Consider the following 17008-nt stretch of genomic DNA (forward strand, 5'->3'; position numbering starts at 1 on the left):
GCCGAGAGGGGAGGAGGCCCCTGGGGGTGTGTCCGGTGCTGGTCGACGCTGGGAGCATGGTTCGAACCGTCGCCGAGGCATGTGACGTCCTCCTGCGTGACGGCGGGGTGGCGCACATCCGCCCGTTGCAGTCATCCGACCGCGAAGCCCTGCACGCGCTGATCACCAGATCGTCCCCGCGCTCGGCGTACCTGCGGTTCTTCACCGGCGGCACCGCCTCGGCCCACGCGTACATGGACCGGATCACCGGCCCCGGCTACCGCGGGCACGCCCTGGTCGCTCTGGTCGGCGGCCTCATGGTCGGAGTGGCGGAATACATCCCCGACGGGCCGGCGGCCGAGGTGGGAATCCTGCTGGATGACGTGGTGCACGGCCACGGGCTCGGCACGCTCCTGCTCGAGCACATCGCGCTGGACGCGGCGGACGCGGGTATCGAGCACCTGGTCGCCACCGTCCTGCCCGAGAACCGGGCGATGCTGCGCGTCCTGAACGATCTCGGCCTGCCCGTGGACAAGCGGTACGAGCAGGGGCAGGTCGAGGTCCGCATCGCCACGCGACCCACGGAGAGCCTGGTGGCCGAGATCGAGGCCCGGGCGCACGAAGCGGAGCGCAGCTCCCTCGCACACGTGTTCACCCCACGCTCGGTGGCCGTGATCGGGGCCAGCCGTGATCCGGGCCGCGTGGGGCATCGAGTGCTGCGCAATCTGGTCGACGGAGGCTTCCCCGGGCCGATCTACCCCGTCAATCCCCGAGCCGCCGAGGTGTGCGGCCTGGCCGCCCATCCCGACCTCGCCTCCCTGCCCGGGCAGGCTGAGCTGGCCGTGATCGCCGTCCCGGCCTCCGCCGTGCTCGGCGTCGCTCGCGAGTGTGCCCGTCACCAGGTGCGCGCCCTGGTCGTGCTGACCGGCGGCTTCGCCGAAGCCGGGGGCCGTGAGGCGGAACGGGAACTGCTGCGCGTCTGCCGTGAGGCGGGCATGCGGTTGATCGGACCTGACTGCCTCGGCGTCGTGAACACGGCGGCCCGCCTGCACGCCGCCTTCCTGCCCGGACGTCCACCCGCGGGACCACTGGGGCTGATGTCGCAGTCGGACGCGGTGGCCGCCGCCGTCATCGAGCGGACCGGGCAACTGGGCCTCGGCGTCTCCTCCTTCGCCTCCGTCGGGAACAAGGCGGATGTCAGCGGCAACGACCTGCTTGAATACTGGGAAGACGATCCCGCCACCGGCGTCATCGCCCTCTATCTCGAATCGTTCGGTAATCCGCGCAGATTCGCCCGGATAGCCCGCAGGATCAGCACCCGTAAACCGATCATCGTGGTGAAGAGCGGACGCAGCGCCTCGGGCAGCCGGGCCGTCCGCTCGCGCACCGCCGCCGCGGCGACCCCCGATGTCGCCGTCGACGCCCTGTTACGCGCGTGCGGCGTGATCAGGGAGGACAGCGTCCAGGACCTGCTCGACACCGCCCGGCTGCTGGCCTTCCAACCGCTGCCGGACGGCCCTCGGGTGGCGATCGTGGGCAACTCCGGAGGCCCGCAGGCGATGACCGCGGACGCCTGTGAGCGGCTCGGCCTGGTCGTGCCGGACCTGTCCGACGCCACCGTGGAGGCGCTTCGCTCCCGGCTCCACCCGGCCGCCGCCGTCGGCAACCCCGTCGACCTCACCGCCGAGGCCGGCGCCGCCGACTTCGCCTTCGCGATCGCGACCGCCCTGGCCGACCCGGGCGTCGACGCCGTGCTGACTGTCTACACACCGCCGTTCGGCGCGGGTCTCGACGCGACCCGGGAGGCGATCGCGACCGCCACCAGGAGCGCGGTGAAACCCGTGCTCGCGTGCCTGGCCGGGCATGACGAGCTCATCGACGGCAGGGTCCCCGCATACGCCTTCCCGGAGCAGGCCGTGCACGCCCTCTCCCGGGCGGCCGGCCATGCCGCCTGGCGCGCCCGGCCGGCGGCCCCTGCCGAGGACGTTCCGGGAATCGACCTCGCCGCCGCCCGGCGGATCGTCGCCGCCGACCTCGCCGCTCATCCCCAGGGACGATGGCTGGACGAAGACACGACGGCCCGCCTGCTGTCGGCGTACGCCATCCGCACGGCGCGATCCGTCACCGCTCGCCTCGGTCCCGCCATGACGGGCGCGATCGTTCAGGCCATGGCGGGCGAGGGGGTCGAGATGATCCTTGGAGGCGTCGCGCATGAGGCGTTCGGGCCGCTGATCATGGTAGGGCTCGGCGGTGTCGCGACCGAGCTGCTCGCCGACCGCGCTTTCCGGGTGCCGCCGATCGACAGGGCCGAGGCCGCCCGCATGATCGCGGAGCTGCGTAGCGCGCCGCTCCTGCACGGCTACCGTGGACGGCCTGAGACCGATGTCGCGGCGCTGGAGGACCAGATCGTCCGCGTCGGCCGTCTCATGGACGATCTGCCCGGGATCGCTGAGCTTGATCTCAACCCTGTCATCGTGACGGCGGACGGAGCGGTGGCCGTGGAGGCTCGCGTACGGCTCGCGCCGGCGCCGCCGCTCCCCTCACCCTTCCGGCGTCGTCTCCGCTAGGCGTGGAGAGCCGACCCGTCAGGCCGAAGCGGACCTGACTGACCGTGCCGGGGCTCGATTTTTCCGGGCCGGCCGCAGCCTGCGGCTGAACGGCGTGGACCGGCGATGCACCCGGCGGTGGGGCGGCAGGTGTCGCTCGCGTGGGGCGGGCACGGCGCGGAAGCGCCGTTTGACGGCCTCCACGAGTGCCAGGTAGACGATCAGGACGACGGCGATGGTGCCGAGAATCGCCGGTGGGATGGGTGCCAGCCCCAGGTCGGGTGCGAAGGGCACATACGGCAGGGCGAGTCCGGCCGCCACCACGGACCCCACGGCGATCGCGAGGGCCGCGGCGGGTCGGCTCCGCCAGAACGGCGTACGCCGGGTCCTGACGATGAAGATCACCAAGGTCTGGGTGGCGAGGGACTCCACGAACCAGGACGCGCGAAACAGCGGCGCCTCGGTGTGGAACACCCGCAGCAGCAGCGCGAACATGGCGAGGTCGAACACCGAGCTGAGCGGTCCGAAGACCAGCATGAACCGGCGGATCAGCCCGAGGTCGAAGCGCGCGGGCCGGGCGAGTTGCTCGCGGTCGACGGCGTCGGCCGGGATGGCGAGCTGGCTGGCGTCGTACAGCAGGTTGTTGAGCAGCACCTGGCTCGGCAGCATCGGCAGAAACGGAAGCACCGCCGAGGCGGCCGCGGCGGAGAACATGTTCCCGACGTTGCTGGCCGTCCCCATCAGGAGGTACTTGATGGTGTTGGCGAAGATGCGCCGGCCTTCGACGATGCCGTCGGCGAGCACGCCCAGGTCCTTCTCCAGCAGCACGACGTCGGCCGCGTCCCTGGCGACGTCGGCCCCGGTGTCGACGGAGATGCCGACGTCCGCGCGGTGCAGGGCGAGCGCGTCGTTGACGCCGTCGCCGAGGTAGGCGACGTCCAGGCCGCCGCTTCGCTGGATGCTCACGATCCTGGCCTTCTGCTCGGGGCTCACCCGCGCGAACACCGTGGTCGCCGGCAGGGCATCGGCCAGGGCGGCGTCGTCGAGACGCTCGATCTCCTCACCGGTCAGCACTCCGGAGACGGGCAGGCCGATCTTCTCGCACAAGCCGGTGGCGACGGCGGGGTGGTCACCGGTGAGGATCTTCACGGTGACTCCGAGCGCGGCCAGGCGCTGGAGCGCCTGCTCCACACCGGGTTTGGGCGGGTCGCTGAACACCAGGAACCCGGCCAGGTCCAGGTCGGACTCCACCAGTTCGCGGGCTCCCGGACGTACCGCGACCGCGACCAGGCGGGCGCCCTCGGTGAACAGCCGCTCGGCGAGCGCGCGGGACTCCTCCGGCACGGTCCGGCACCGGGCCAGCACCGCTTCCGGGGCTCCCTTGGCGATGATCAGCGTGTCGCCGGCGGGGTCTTCGACCAGTACGGATGCCATGCGCCGCTCGTGGTCGAAGGGTTTGGCGTCGAGCTGCCGGTAGCCCTCCGGCGTCCACTCCCCCGCGACGGCATCCGTGCCGTGGAGGGCGTCGTGGAGGGCGTCGTCGAGCGGCCCGGAGCCGGGCGGGTCCGCGCACAGCACCCCGAGACGGAACGGGCCGACGGTATCGCCGCGGTCGGGAGTTCCGTCGGGACGCAGAGCCTGGCGCAGGGCGATCTTGGCTTGGGTCAGCGTGCCGGTCTTGTCGGTGAACAGCACCTCGACGTCGCCGAGGTCCTCGATGGCGACCAGGCGTTTCACGAGCACTTTCAGCCTGGTGAGGCGGCGGGACCCGGTGGCGAGGCCGGTGGTGACGACCGCGGGCAGCAGCTGCGGAGTGACGCCGACCGCGATGGCGAGCGAGAACAGCATGGCGTCGAGCAGTGGGCGGCCCAAGACCAGGTTCGTGACGAACACCCCGGCCGTCAGCGCCGCGGCGACCCACACCAGCAGCCCGGAGAACCTGCGCAGCCCGATCTGGAAGGCCGTCTCCGCGTGCCGCTCGCCCAGGCCCGCGGCGATCGCGCCGAAGGCCGTACGGGCGCCGGTTCGGGACACGGTCCCGGTGGCGGTTCCCGCGGTGACGACCGTGCCCATCAGCGCCGTGTCGCCTGCTTTCCTGCGGACCGGCAACGACTCCCCGGTGAGCACCGACTCGTCGCACTCGATGTCCCGGGCCTCGGTCAGCTCGATGTCGGCGGGGACCACGGTGCCGAGCTTCAGCTGGACCACGTCGCCGGGAACCAGGTCGGTCACGTCGCGCTCGACCAGCGTGCCGCCGCGCAGCACGCGCGCCCGGCTGCGCATGTGCTCGTGCAGCGCTTCCACCGCACGCTCGGCGCGGTATTCGTTGGCGAAGCCCAGCCCGACGCTCAAGGCGACGATCACACCGATCACCACCGCGTCGGTCCGCTCCCCGACGAAGAACGACACGGTGGCGGCGGCCAGCAGCAGTATCAGCAGCGGGCTGCGGAGCTGCCGGGCCAGCACCGCGAGCGGGCGCGCCCGGTGGCTGCGCACCGCGTTGAAGCCGACCCTTGACCGGATGGCGGCGGCTTGCTCGTCGGTGAGCCCTGTCACGGCCGGTTCTGTCACAGCGAGTCCTTCCTCATTCGCCGGCCGGAACGCACCAGGTCGCACGCCGGCACCGAGAGCGCGGCGGCGCCCAGTGCCATCGCCCAGCCCGCGGGCGGCAGAGGCACCAGCGCGAGCGGCGCGCCCAGCGCCGGAATCACCGTCACGGAGACCTGCAGCGCCGCGGTGGCGGTCACCGCGACGAGTACGGAACGGCTCCGCCACCAGCCGCGCTCGAAGGTCCGGCGGCGGGCCCGGACGACGTAGGCGAGGGTCAGACGGGCGAAGACCAGTGCGAGCACGGCCTGGCTGCGGACCTGTTCCTCGCTCCAGCCGAGGCGGCGGGCGACTTCGACGGCCGCGAAGACGAGCGCGCCGACGGCCACCGCGCGCAGCGCGATCCGGGTCAGGACCGGCCAGGAGAGCAGGCCGCCGGTGGGGCGCAGTGCCAGCGGGTCGCCGGCGGGCCGGTCGACGCCGAGCGCGATGGCGGGGATGCCGTCCAGCACCAGGTTGATCCACAGCAGCTGCACGGGAAACAGCGGCACGACCAGATCCGGCCAGGCGATCAGGCCGGTGAGGACGATCAGGATCTCCGCGAGGTTGCCGATGAGCAGGTATCCGACCATCGAGGCCACGTTGTGGCGCAGGCGGCGTCCTTCGCGTACCCCTGCGACGATGGTGCCGAGGTCGCCATTGGTGACGACGACGGAGGCCGCCTCCCGGGCCACGTCCGTTCCCTCCTCTCCGGCCATGGCCACCCCCACGTCGGCGTTGCGCAGCGCCGGGGCGTCGTTCACGCCGTCGCCGGTCATCGCCACGACCTGGCCGTCCTCGCGCAGGGCGCGCACCAGGTCGAGCTTGGTGCCGGGGTCGACGCGGGCCAGCACGGCCGCCTCGCGCAGCCGGGCGAACCGCTTCGAACGATCGCCGGCCGCACCTCCGAGGGTCTGGAGCGCGGCGCCGGTCACGACGGGGTCGGTGTCGATGCCCACCTCCCCGGCGATGGCGCGGGCGGTGTCGGCGTGGTCGCCGGTCACCATCACCACGCGGATGCCGGCGGCGCGGCAGTCCGCCACCGCCCGCGCCGCCGAGGGGCGGATCTCGTCACTGAGCGCGACCAGGCCCAGCGGACGCAGCCCTGTGGCGTCCAGGTCGTCGGTGTGCTTGTCGGCGAGCGTGAGCACCCGCAGGCCCCGGTCCGCCAGACCGGACACCGCTCGCACCAGCAGTTCGGTCTCCGGGCCGGGAACGCACCGGGCGAGCACCACCTCCGGGGCACCCTTGACCGTCAGCAGAGGCCCACCCCCGGCCGCCGTGGTGATCACGGCCATCGACCTCGTCTCGGCGTCGAACGGCCGGGCGGCCAGGCGTTCCTCGCCGGGCGGCAGCCTCGCCCCGTGCCGCTCGGCGGCCACGGCGAGGGCGACGTCGACCGCGTCCCCCAGCCCGTCGCGGGCGTCGTTGCAGCGCAGCGCGGCACGCCACAGGCCGCTTTCGGACACCGCCACCTGGTCGGTCACGGTCAGGTGTCCGGTGGTCAACGTGCCCGTTTTGTCCGTGGCGATGACGGTGGTCGCGCCGAGCGCCTCGATGGCCGGCAACCGCCGGACGATCACGCCGAGCGCCGCCATGCGCTGTGAGCCGAGCGCCAGTGCCGTGGTCACGGCGGCGGCCAGGCTTTCCGGCACGGCGGCGATGGCCAGCGCCACCCCGGCCAGGATGATGTCGAGGAGCGTGGCCTCGCCCCGCTGGACCCGGGTGAGTCCGATGAGGATCATCACGACGCCCGCCATGACGGCGACCAGGCCGATCCGCCGCGACACCTGTGCGAGTTCCACCGCCAGCGGGCCCTTGACGCCGCCGCCCAGCGCGGAGGCGATGCGCCCCATCTCGGTGCGGGCACCGGTGCGGGTCACCTCGGCCACTCCCGAACCCCGGACGACGAGCGTCCCTGCGAACAACTCGTCACGGCGATCGGCGAGCGTGCCGCCGGCTCCGTCCGCTCGCGCGGCCCGTTTGTCGGACGACAGCGACTCCCCGGTGAGCATGGACTCGTCCACCCCCAGGGCGTTCGCCTGCGACAGCCGCGCGTCCGCGGGGACGCGGTCTCCGGCCGCGACCTGCACGACATCGCCCGGTACGACCTCGGCGGCGGGAACCCTCCGTACGACGCCGTCGCGGACGACCTTGGCCATGGGAGCGGTGAGGGTGCGCAACGCCCGTACGGCCTGGTCGGCCTTCGTCTCCTGGCTCACCCCGATGACGACGTTGACCAGGAGAATGGTCAAGATCGCCGCTCCCTCGGGAACCTCGCCGAGGACGAGCAGGGTGACCAGTCCGGCGATCAGCAGCAGGATCGACATCGGGTCGGCGAGCTGGCGGGCGGCCCGGACGGGCAGGCGTGGCGGCCTCGGCTGCGGCAACTCGTTCGGCCCGTATTCGGCCAGCCGCTCCGATGCCGCCGCCGCGCTCAGTCCGATCGGCTCTCGCACGCTGATCTCCATGCCCTCAAGCAGATCATTGGGACGTATGGGAAGGCCGCAGGCCAAAGCCATCCCGTCGGAGGACCTTCGGCCCACGCGTCCGCGTCAGGCGGGCCAGGACGGCGAGGCAGGCGATGGTGATCATCGCGATCGGTGGAAGCACCGCCCATGCGGATTCGTGGCCGCGGGCCTGCGCGACGAAGGGCGTGACCATGATCGGTAGCCCGGTCAGCGCGAGGAAGGCCAGCAGGCCGGGCGCGGTCGTATGGGGCCATGGCCGTCCTCGGAGGAGCAGCACTCCGGTGACGAATGCGGCGGGCAGGAAGAACGACAGGTCGAGTACGTGCACCGGGCTGGACGGCAGGGCCAGCTCGCGCACGCTCTGAGGGAGGCGGCCGGCCAGGATCGCGGGCACGATGTCCTTCAGCCACAGCAGCGTGAACAGCGTGGCCACGATGATGAGCAACCAGCCCGCCGGCCGCCGCGACGTCTGGCCGAACCAGGCGGCGACCGCTCGCGCGTCGAGTGCCGCCAGACCGCCGATGAGGGAGAACGCGGACAGCCCGAGGACGGCGACCCAGACCAGGAACAGCGGACCGACATGGACCGACAGCGTGTAGACGACGTAGTTGTAGGTCGTGAAGGCCACGGCGCCGAGCCACGTCAGGTACGCGCGGAGCGAGCCACGGAGAGCGAGAAGGACGAGGACGGCGATCGCCGGGGAGACCACGACGAGATCGACGGCGTCCTGGGCTATCGCCTGGTCGACGAAGGCGCTCGTCTCCCTGCCGTAGACGCCTTCCAGATCGAACAGCGCGTAGATGTTGCCCGCAGCGGCCAGGAGCGCTGCCGTGACCGACAGCCGTAGCCAGACGGCGGCCCGGCCGGGCCATGCCGTTGAGGCGGCAGGGGCGGGCCGGGAATCGAGGGTGGTCATGACCGTCTCACAGCTCGAAGACCAGCCGGGCGGGGATCCGGCCGGCGAGGATGTCCTCGAAGGACTGGTTGATGTCGTCCAGTTTGCGGGTCTCGTACTTCACCGTCGTGCGGCCGGCGGCGTGCAGGCGGAAGACCTCCGCGAGGTCGGCGCGGGTGCCGACGATGGACCCGATCACGCTGATGCCGCCCAGCACCGTCTCGAAGACGGGCAGGGACATCGCGTTGTCCCGGGGCAGCGAGACCAGCACCAGGCGCCCACCACGACGCAGTGACGCGTGCGCCTGCTGCAGGACGCGCGGGTCGGCCGCCAGGACGACGGCCACGTCGGCACCGCCGAGGTCGCGAATCGCTCGCACCGGGTCGTCGGCCGCGGCGTTCACGACGTGAGTTGCGCCGAGTTCACCGGCGAGGAGGAGCTTCTCGCCCGTCACGTCGACCGCGACGGTCTCGGCGCCGAAGATCTGCGCGTACTGCTGCGCGAGATGTCCCAGCCCGCCGATGCCGAAGATCGCCGCACGCTCGGCCGGACGGAGCCCCGAGACCTTGACGGCCTTGTACGTGGTGACCCCGGCGCAGGTCAGAGGAGCGGCGTCGAACGAGCTCACGGCTTCGGGCACGGGGACCACGTGGCCGGCGTGGGCAGCGACGTATTCGGCGTGGCAGCCGTTCAGGCTGTAGCCCGTGTTCAGCTGGGACTCGCAGAGCGTCTCCCGCCCGCTCACGCAGTAGTCGCAGACGCCGCACGCGTAGCCCAGCCACGGGACCGCGACCCGCTCCCCGACGGCCCGGCCCGTGACGCCGGCGCCGACCTGCTCGATCACGCCGATGCCCTCGTGGCCGGGCGTGAACGGCAGAGCCGGCTTGACCGGCCACTCCCCGCGGGCGGCGTGGATGTCGGTGTGGCACAGCCCGCTGGCCTCGACACGCACCAGCACCTGGCCGGGCCGCGGTTCCGGCACCGGAAGGTCGCGGATCTCGATCGGGCCGTCGAACCGGGTGACCACCGCTGCACGCATTGCCTTCTCCTTTCACCGGGCTTTCAGCGTCCTCCCGCGGCGCCTGCGCGGGCAGAGCCCGGACGGGCCACCGCACCGCGGCGAGGACGCCCGCGGCCGCGAACACATGCGGGATAGAAAGACGTCTCATCACGGCGTGTACCGCCGCGCGCCTCGTTGGCTGCTTCGGCCGTCACCCGGCCATGCGGGCGGCCATCTCGACGAGCCGGTTGGCGTAACCCCACTCGTTGTCGTACCAGCCGAAGACCTTGACGAGTTCGCCGTCCGCCTGGGTGAGCGCGGAGTCGAACACGCAGGAGGCGGGGTCGCCCACGATGTCACGGGACACGATCGGGTCGGTGCTGTAGCGCAGCACGCCCTTCAGTTCCCGGTCGGCGGCGCCGGCGAAGGCCCGGTTGACCTCCTGCACCCCCGCGGGGCGGGACAGCACCACGGCGAGGTCGGTGAGCGACCCGTCCTCGACCGGGACGCGCAGCGCGACGCCGTCCAGCCGGCCCGCGAGCTCGGGCAGCACCTCGCCGACCATCCGGGCGGCCCCGGTCGTGGTCGGGACGATGTTCACGGCGGCCGAGCGGGCCCTGCGCGGGTCCTTGTGCGGGGCGTCCAGCAGCCGCTGGTCGGCGGTGTACGCGTGCACGGTCGTCATGAAGCCGCGGACGACGCCGAAGTTCTCGTGCAGCACCTTGACCATCGGGGCCACGCAGTTGGTGGTGCAGGAGGCCATCGAGACGATCTCATGGCGGCGGGGGTCGTAGGCCGCGTCGTTGACACCGGGGACGATCGTGACGTCCACGCTCTTGCCGGGCGCGGAGATGAGCACGCGGCGGGCGCCGCCCTTGAGGTGACGGGCCGCGTCGTCCCGCGTGCGGAACCTGCCGGTGGCCTCGATGACCAGGTCGGCGCCGTAGGCGGCCCAGTCGACGTGCGCCGGATCGCTGTGCGCGGTGACCGGGATGCTGCGGCCGTCCACGTCGATGGAGGAGGCGCTCGCGGTCACCGGCACGCCGAGGGGGCCGTGCGTGGAGTCGAACCTGAGCAGGTGGGCGAGGGTCGCCGCGTCCGCGAGGTCGTTGATCGCGACAACCTCGATGCCCATGGGCAGCGCGCGGCGCAGCACGGCCCTGCCGATCCTGCCGAACCCGTTGATGCCGATCCTCATGGTGATCCTCCTCAAGCTGACTGTGCCGCCATCGTCCGTTCCGGCGCGGAACGGCCGTAGAGGCGTAAGTGCCGGAAGACAGAGGCGCAACAGCCCCCCGCGCGAAGGTCTTCCGCCTCTCCGCCTCCGCCGGGTCGCGGCGATGGGATGCGGGAGGTGTCACGAGGAGGAAGAGATGCGTGTGAAGGTCGCCCAGGTCATGGCCCGCGACGTCCCTGCGGTGGAGGGGGACACGCCGTTCAAGACCGTCGCCCAGGTGCTGATCGCCGCGGACCTGGGCGCCGTGCCCGTGGTCGACGCCGACGACCGGGTCATCGGCGTCGTCACGGACGCGGACCTGCTGCTCAAGGAGGAGTTCAAGGATCAGTACGCCCACGAGGGCTACCGGCCGCCGCTACGCGCCCGGCTGCGGCGCCTGTTCGGCCGGACGGGGCACGGATGGCGCGAGAAGTCGCGCGGTGACACGGCCGCCGAGCTGATGACCTCCCCGGCCGTGACGATCGGCCCGGGAACGGCGGTGGTGTTCGCGATCCGGCTCATGGACGAGCACGGCGTCACGCATCTGCCGGTCGTCGGGGAGGACGGCACGCTCGAGGGCATGGTCGGCCGGCACGACCTGCTGCGGGTCTTCACCCGCCCGGACGCCGACATCGCCCGCGAGATCACGATCGACACGTTCGGCCGTTCCCTGTTCCGCGACCTGGCCGGGGTGACCGTGACGGTCGACCAGGGCGTCGTGACGCTGACCGGTCGCCTGCGCTGGCGAAGCGACGCGCTGACGGCCGCCCGGCTGGCGCGCGGTGTCAACGGTGTGGTGGACGTGATCGACCACCTGGAGTGGGAGGAGGACGACACCCATACCTGGCGCCACCGATGACAGGGTCCCCGCCCGGCGCCGGCGGCGTCGCGGCTCAACCGGCCCAGGCGGCGAGCGGGGCCAGGCCGATGTGAGCCAGGTACGTCGGGTCGCTGTGGTGTGCAGCGCCGAAGGCCCCACCGGGAGGGGACTCACGACCCGCGGGCGGCCGGTGTTTCGAGGACCTTCGGGTGGGACGTCCTGCCCTGCCGGAGAGGAAGCGGCGGGTGTGTGCTTGGTGCGTCGTCATCGAGACAAGGAGGTCACGATGAACCTCACGGAGCGGAGCCAGGGCCGGTTCCCCTTCCCTGAACTGCTGGAGCTGCTGGAGAGCCCGGTCTACGGGTTCCGGCCGTTCGGCCAGATCATCAGGGTGGAGGACTTCGTCGCGGACGGCCGGTACGTGCTGCGGGCGGAGCTTCCCGGCATCGACCCCGACAAGGACCTCGAGGTCACCGTGGGCCACGGGATTCTCCACATCCGGGCCGAGAAGATCAAGGAGGTCAAGGACGCCAAGGAGCCGCGCCGCTCCGAAATCGCCTACGGCGCGTTCTCCCGCTCGGTCACGCTTCCCCCGACGGCCAAGGCCGAGGACGTGACGGCCGTCTACAGGGACGGAGTCCTTGAGATCACGGTCGGTCTGGAGGAGGAGAACAAGACCGCGGGCCGCAGGATCCTCGTCCAGCACTGACCGCGAGACAGGCCCTCGCAACCACCGGAGGGCGGACGAGACGGGCGGGGAGCCGGCCGGGCCCCCCGCCCGTCCCCTTCCACCGCACGGATGACTTTGGTCCCCGTGATCGGTGACCTCCGCTCGCGGAGGCGGGCGGCGACAGGGACGACAGTGGAGGCGGAACCGAGGAAGGGGACAGGCGATGACGGTCACGGAGGTCAGGACACAGGGTCCCGCGCAGGCGACCGCGCATGAGGCGTGGCGCGGTTTCCGCGGCACGACCTGGCGCAGGTCGGTGGACGTGCGCGACTTCATCCAGGCCAACTACACGCCGTACGAGGGAGACGAGTCGTTCCTGGCGGGGCCGACCGACCGGACCCGAGCGGTGTGGGCGGAGGTGTCGAGCCTGTTCGGCGAGGAGCGCCGGCGTGGGGTGTACGACGTGGACCCCGCCACGCCCTCCTCGATAACCTCGCACCGTCCCGGCTACATCGACTCCGGCCGTGAGCTCATCGTCGGCCTGCAGACCGACGCCCCGCTGAAGCGGGCGATCATGCCGGCGGGCGGGCTGCGGATGGTCGAGAACGGCCTGGCGGCGTACGGCTACACGCTCGACCCGAAGGTGCGGGAAATCTTCACCAAGTACCGCAAGACGCACAACGACGGCGTCTTCGACGCCTACACGCCCGAGATCCGGGCGGCCCGCCGCGCGGGAATCATCACCGGCCTGCCCGACGCGTACGGCCGCGGCCGCATCATCGGGGACTACCGGCGCGTCGCGCTGTACGGCGTGGACCGGCTGATCGAGGCCAAGCGGGCCGAACTGCGCTCGCTCGACGGGGACTTCTCCACCGACGCGGTGATCCGCGACCGGGAGGAACTGGCCGAGCAGATCCGCGCGCTGGACGAGCTGAAGCAGATGGCCGCCTCCTACGGCTACGACATCTCCGGCCCGGCCGGCACCGCGCGCCAGGCCATCCAGTGGCTGTACTTCGCCTACCTCGCCGCCGTCAAGGAGCAGAACGGCGCGGCGATGTCCCTCGGCCGCACCTCGACCTTCGTGGACGTCTATCTGGAGCGGGACCTCGCCGAGGGACGACTCACCGAACAGCGGGCGCAGGAGCTCGTCGACGACTTCGTCATCAAGCTGCGCATCGTCCGCTTCCTGCGCACCCCCGAGTATGACCAGCTGTTCTCCGGCGATCCGACCTGGGTGACCGAGTCGATCGGCGGCATCGGCGCCGACGGCAGGCCGCTGGTCACCCGCACCAGCTACCGCTACCTGCAGACGCTGCGCAACCTCGGCCCCGCCCCGGAGCCGAACCTCACGGTGTTCTGGTCGCCGCGGCTGCCCGAGCCGTTCAAGCGCTTCTGCGCGGCCCTGTCCATCGAGACCAGCTCGATCCAGTACGAGAGCGACGAGCTGATGCGGCCGGCGTACGGCGACGACACCGCCATCGCCTGCTGTGTCTCGGCCGCTCCCGTGGGGAAGCAGATGCAGTTCTTCGGCGCCCGGGTCAACCTCGCCAAGGCCCTGCTGTACGCCGTCAACGGCGGACGGGACGAGATGACCGGCGAGCAGGTCGGCCCGGCCTACCCGGCGCTGACCGGCGACGTGCTCGACTACGACCAGGTCGCGGCGGCGTTCGACCGGATGATGGACTGGCTGGCCAAGACGTACGTGAACGCGCTGAACGTCATCCACTACATGCACGACAAGTACGCCTACGAGCGCATCGAGATGGCGCTGCACGACTACCCCGTCAAGCGCACGCTCGCCTGCGGCATCGCGGGCCTGTCAGTGGCCGCCGACAGCCTGTCGGCCATCAGGCACGCGACCGTCCGGGTGATCCGCGACGCGACCGGGCTGGCCGTGGACTACGTGGTCGAGGGCGACTACCCGGCGTACGGCAACAACGACGACCGCGCCGACGCCATCGCGGTGGACCTGGTGCGGTCGTTCATGGACAAGATCCGCCGCCACCCGTCCTACCGGGGCGCCGAGCACACCCAGTCGGTGCTCACCATCACCTCCAACGTCGTGTACGGCACACACACCGGAAACACCCCCGACGGACGCAGGGCCGGCACGCCGTTCGCCCCCGGCGCCAACCCGATGAACGGCCGCGACCGGCACGGCCTGGTCGCCTCGGCACTGTCGGTGGCCAAACTCCCCTACGACCAGGCGCAGGACGGCATCTCGCTGACCAGCACCGTCACCCCCGACGGGCTGGGCCGCACGGCCGGCGACCGGGTCGCCGACCTGGTGGGCGTGCTCGACGGCTACTTCGACGCGGGCGGCTTCCACATGAACGTCAACGTGCTCGACCGCGCCACCCTGATCGACGCGATGGACCACCCCGAGAAGTACCCCCAGCTCACGATCCGGGTCTCCGGCTATGCCGTGAACTTCGTCCGGCTCACCCGCGAGCAGCAGCAGGACGTGATCGACCGCACCTTCCACGGACGGCTGTGATGCGCGACAGGCTCCTTGACGACTCCACCGCCCGGCTCCGCTCCACCGCCCGGCTCCGCCAGGACGCCGCCGCCGAGCTCCGCGCTTCGGAGCCGGCGGCGGGCGGCGGCGTCATCGAGTCGTGGGATCTGTCGGTCGGGGTGGACGGTCCCGGGACCCGCTTCGTGGTGTTCACCTGCGGCTGCCCGCTGCGCTGCCTGTACTGCCACAATCCCGAAACCTGGCGGATGCGCGACGGCCGCCGCGTCACGGTGGACGAGGTCATGAGCGAGGTGGACCGCTACCGGCGGTTCATCTCGGTGGCCGGCGGCGGGGTGACGGTCAGCGGCGGGGAGCCGCTGCTGCAGCCCCGATTCACCGGCGAGCTGCTGCGCCGCTGCCACGACAGCGGCCTGCACACCGCGCTGGACACCTCGGGCTTCCTCGGCGACCGAGCGAGCGACGCGCTGCTGGCCGACACCGACCTCGTCCTGCTCGACATCAAGTCGTGGGACCCGCGGGGCTACCGGCGGCTGACCGGGGCGAGCCTGGAACCGACCCTGCGCTTCGCCCGCCGCCTCGCCGACCTCGGCCGCCCGGTCTGGGTGCGGTTCGTCCTGGTCCCCGGCCACACCGACGCCGAGGAGAACGTGGACGGCCTGGCCCGATTCGTCGCGACACTCGGCAACGTCGAACGGGTCGACGTCCTGCCCTTCCACCGCATGGCCGCCGGCAAGTACGCCCGGCTCGGGCTGGCCTTCCCCCTGGCCGATGTCAGGCCCCCGGACCGGGCCCTGCTGGAGCGCGTGCATGCCCAGTTCGCCGCGCACGGCGTCACCAGCGTCTGACCCGTGCCGCCTCGCGAGAGTCCGCAGTGTCACCGGGAGGATGTCCGGGGCCATGCGGTCATTGCCAGCAGGGCCACCGCGGCGGCGACACTGCCCGTGACAACGGGGTCGTAGCGCGACCCGTGGTCGGGGAAGAGGGACCAGCCGACGTTGGAGGCGGCATGGCAGGCGACCGCGGCGAGCACGCTCAGCTCCTGCTGCCGGCCCTGGGTGAGCCGGCCGCAGTCACGACATGCAGGGGACGCGGTCATGGTTGAGCCGCGCGGACCACCCTAATCGTGATCCGCGCGGCGTTTCACCACTCCTGCCACATCCGGCGATCTCGCAGGCGTCTCTACTGGTCGGCGGTGGAAGGGCGCACGACGGCGACAGGACAGCCCGCGTGGTGCAGGACGGCCCGGCTCACCGAACCGAGCACCACCGAGCCGATGGCACCGTGTCCGCGGGATCCGACCACGAGGAGATCGGCCTTCTCGGCGGCCTCGACGAGTACGGGAACGGGGTGTGCGCACACAGCGCGGATCTCGGCGTCCACGTCGGGATAACGCTCCCGGTAGGTCGCCACCACAGTGGCGACGTGCTCCTCCTGGGCCTGCCGCACCTCGTCGATGTCGTAGGTGATCTCGGGTGCGTACGCGTGCACCGGAAGTTGCCAGGCGTACAGGCCGAGCAGGCGGCAGCCACGCAGCCGTGCCTCCTCGAACGCGTACGTCAGCGCGGCCTCCGCCTCGTCGGAGCCGTCGACGCCGACCACGATCAGACCGTGGGGCGCCGACGATTCAGGCCGCACCACCACAAGGGGGACGGGGACCTGACCGGCGAGATGCGTGCTGACCGAGCCGAGCAGCATCCCGGCGAACCCGCCATGGCCCCTGCTGCCGATGACGATCTCCGCACCATCGGCGGCCTCCCGGCGCAGCACCTTGACCGGCTCGCCCTCCGACAGAGCGGTGGTGACGCGGAGCGCGGGGTGGGTCTCCCGGACGGCTTGTTCGGCTTCCTCCAGGACGCGACGTCCCGCCCGGATCAGTTGATCATCGCTGGGGACGACGGGGTAACGGGTCAGCTCGTACGGCAGGCGGTCGACGGCGTGCACGATGCGCAGCGGCAGGCCCTTGCGGGCGGCGTCGCCGGCGGCCCACTCCACCGCGGCGACCGCCGCGGGCGAGCCATCAGTGGCGACGATGACTGGCTTGATCATGACTCCTCCTCGTATCCGCCCCTATTCGACCGCCTCTGTCGGCGGGGGTGCAGGGCCGCTGGTCACCGCCGCAGGTGACCTTCCGCCCGGCTCGGGCACCAGGTGCGCATCGTGACCGGCTCCGTGGGCCATACGCGGCGTGATTTCGCTGTGCACGTGGACCGAAAGTCCCACGATCACGGGACTTCGAGACGACCGGAGCGTGCCGTACGACTCCTGTGGCGCACCCGCTGCCCGCGGTTTCCTTGAGGTGTCACAAGAGAGCAAAGACGTTGAAAGGGGCCGGTCATGGCCATCACC

12 protein-coding genes are annotated in these 17008 nt (G+C 71.7%); 5 read left to right on the forward strand and 7 right to left on the reverse strand.

Features of this window, described 5'->3' with window-relative positions; all coding sequences use genetic code 11:
* Positions 1–56 precede the first annotated feature (56 nt).
* Positions 57–2546: a bifunctional acetate--CoA ligase family protein/GNAT family N-acetyltransferase gene (locus QSK36_RS41125; protein WP_285786171.1), complete on the forward strand. Its 2490-nt coding sequence runs from the start codon at positions 57–59 to the stop codon at positions 2544–2546.
* A gap of 18 nt (positions 2547–2564) precedes the next feature.
* Here the strand turns inward: QSK36_RS41125 and mgtA are convergent, their stop codons facing one another.
* The 5 genes from mgtA to gap all read right to left on the reverse strand — a co-directional run bounded on the left by mgtA (position 2565) and on the right by gap (position 10681).
* Positions 2565–5096 carry a magnesium-translocating P-type ATPase gene (gene mgtA / locus QSK36_RS41130; protein ID WP_285786172.1) on the reverse strand — a complete coding sequence of 844 codons (2532 nt, stop codon included), beginning with the start codon at positions 5094–5096 and terminating at the stop codon, positions 2565–2567.
* Positions 5093–7570, reverse strand: coding sequence for a cation-translocating P-type ATPase (locus tag QSK36_RS41135; RefSeq protein ID WP_285786173.1), 2478 nt, complete (start codon positions 7568–7570; stop codon positions 5093–5095). Before QSK36_RS41135 ends, mgtA begins: the two co-directional genes overlap by 4 nt.
* 25 nt (positions 7571–7595) lie before the next feature.
* Positions 7596–8498 (reverse strand): hypothetical protein, encoded by a 903-nt coding sequence (locus QSK36_RS41140; protein ID WP_285786174.1) that lies wholly within the window; start codon positions 8496–8498, stop codon positions 7596–7598.
* A 7-nt stretch (positions 8499–8505) separates the two neighbouring features.
* Positions 8506–9516: a zinc-dependent alcohol dehydrogenase gene (locus QSK36_RS41145; protein WP_285786175.1), complete on the reverse strand. Its 1011-nt coding sequence runs from the start codon at positions 9514–9516 to the stop codon at positions 8506–8508.
* Between the two features lie 172 nt (positions 9517–9688).
* Positions 9689–10681 (reverse strand): type I glyceraldehyde-3-phosphate dehydrogenase, encoded by a 993-nt coding sequence (gap, locus tag QSK36_RS41150; protein ID WP_502883456.1) that lies wholly within the window; start codon positions 10679–10681, stop codon positions 9689–9691.
* A gap of 169 nt (positions 10682–10850) precedes the next feature.
* Between gap and QSK36_RS41155 the strand changes: the two genes are divergently transcribed.
* The 4 genes from QSK36_RS41155 (at position 10851) to pflA (ending at position 15507) form a co-directional block, all read left to right on the forward strand.
* The gene (locus tag QSK36_RS41155) at positions 10851–11552 is read left to right on the forward strand and encodes a CBS domain-containing protein (RefSeq protein ID WP_183541943.1); all 702 of its coding nucleotides are present in this window, start codon (positions 10851–10853) and stop codon (positions 11550–11552) included.
* Between the two features lie 247 nt (positions 11553–11799).
* Positions 11800–12222, forward strand: coding sequence for an Hsp20/alpha crystallin family protein (locus QSK36_RS41160; protein ID WP_182903942.1), 423 nt, complete (start codon positions 11800–11802; stop codon positions 12220–12222).
* 184 nt (positions 12223–12406) lie between these two features.
* Positions 12407–14680 (forward strand): formate C-acetyltransferase, encoded by a 2274-nt coding sequence (gene pflB / locus QSK36_RS41165; RefSeq protein ID WP_285786177.1) that lies wholly within the window; start codon positions 12407–12409, stop codon positions 14678–14680.
* Positions 14680–15507 (forward strand): pyruvate formate-lyase-activating protein, encoded by an 828-nt coding sequence (pflA, locus tag QSK36_RS41170; protein ID WP_183541939.1) that lies wholly within the window; start codon positions 14680–14682, stop codon positions 15505–15507. The genes pflB and pflA overlap by 1 nt, the downstream gene beginning before the upstream one ends.
* A 29-nt stretch (positions 15508–15536) precedes the next feature.
* Here the strand turns inward: pflA and QSK36_RS41175 are convergent, their stop codons facing one another.
* A complete protein-coding gene (locus QSK36_RS41175; protein WP_285786178.1) occupies positions 15537–15758 on the reverse strand; it encodes a hypothetical protein in 222 nt (73 codons plus the stop codon).
* An 83-nt stretch (positions 15759–15841) separates the two neighbouring features.
* Positions 15842–16708 carry a universal stress protein gene (locus tag QSK36_RS41180; protein ID WP_285786179.1) on the reverse strand — a complete coding sequence of 289 codons (867 nt, stop codon included), beginning with the start codon at positions 16706–16708 and terminating at the stop codon, positions 15842–15844.
* Positions 16709–17008: the final 300 nt, after the last annotated feature.

The organism is Microbispora sp. NBRC 16548 (genome assembly GCF_030268985.1).
In the GTDB taxonomy this organism is placed as follows: Bacteria; Actinomycetota; Actinomycetes; order Streptosporangiales; family Streptosporangiaceae; genus Microbispora; species Microbispora catharanthi.

What these genes read in the sequence shown, in the direction of transcription:
- QSK36_RS41125 (WP_285786171.1), top strand. Translation starts at nt 57, where the DNA reads ATGGTTCGAACCGTCGCCGAGGCATGTGACGTCCTCCTGCGTGACGGC.
- QSK36_RS41140 (WP_285786174.1), bottom strand. Translation starts at nt 8,498, where the DNA reads ATGACCACCCTCGATTCCCGGCCCGCCCCTGCCGCCTCAACGGCATGG.
- QSK36_RS41145 (WP_285786175.1), bottom strand. Translation starts at nt 9,516, where the DNA reads ATGCGTGCAGCGGTGGTCACCCGGTTCGACGGCCCGATCGAGATCCGC.
- QSK36_RS41155 (WP_183541943.1), top strand. Translation starts at nt 10,851, where the DNA reads ATGCGTGTGAAGGTCGCCCAGGTCATGGCCCGCGACGTCCCTGCGGTG.
- QSK36_RS41160 (WP_182903942.1), top strand. Translation starts at nt 11,800, where the DNA reads ATGAACCTCACGGAGCGGAGCCAGGGCCGGTTCCCCTTCCCTGAACTG.
- pflB (WP_285786177.1), top strand. Translation starts at nt 12,407, where the DNA reads ATGACGGTCACGGAGGTCAGGACACAGGGTCCCGCGCAGGCGACCGCG.
- pflA (WP_183541939.1), top strand. Translation starts at nt 14,680, where the DNA reads ATGCGCGACAGGCTCCTTGACGACTCCACCGCCCGGCTCCGCTCCACC.
- QSK36_RS41175 (WP_285786178.1), bottom strand. Translation starts at nt 15,758, where the DNA reads ATGACCGCGTCCCCTGCATGTCGTGACTGCGGCCGGCTCACCCAGGGC.
- QSK36_RS41180 (WP_285786179.1), bottom strand. Translation starts at nt 16,708, where the DNA reads ATGATCAAGCCAGTCATCGTCGCCACTGATGGCTCGCCCGCGGCGGTC.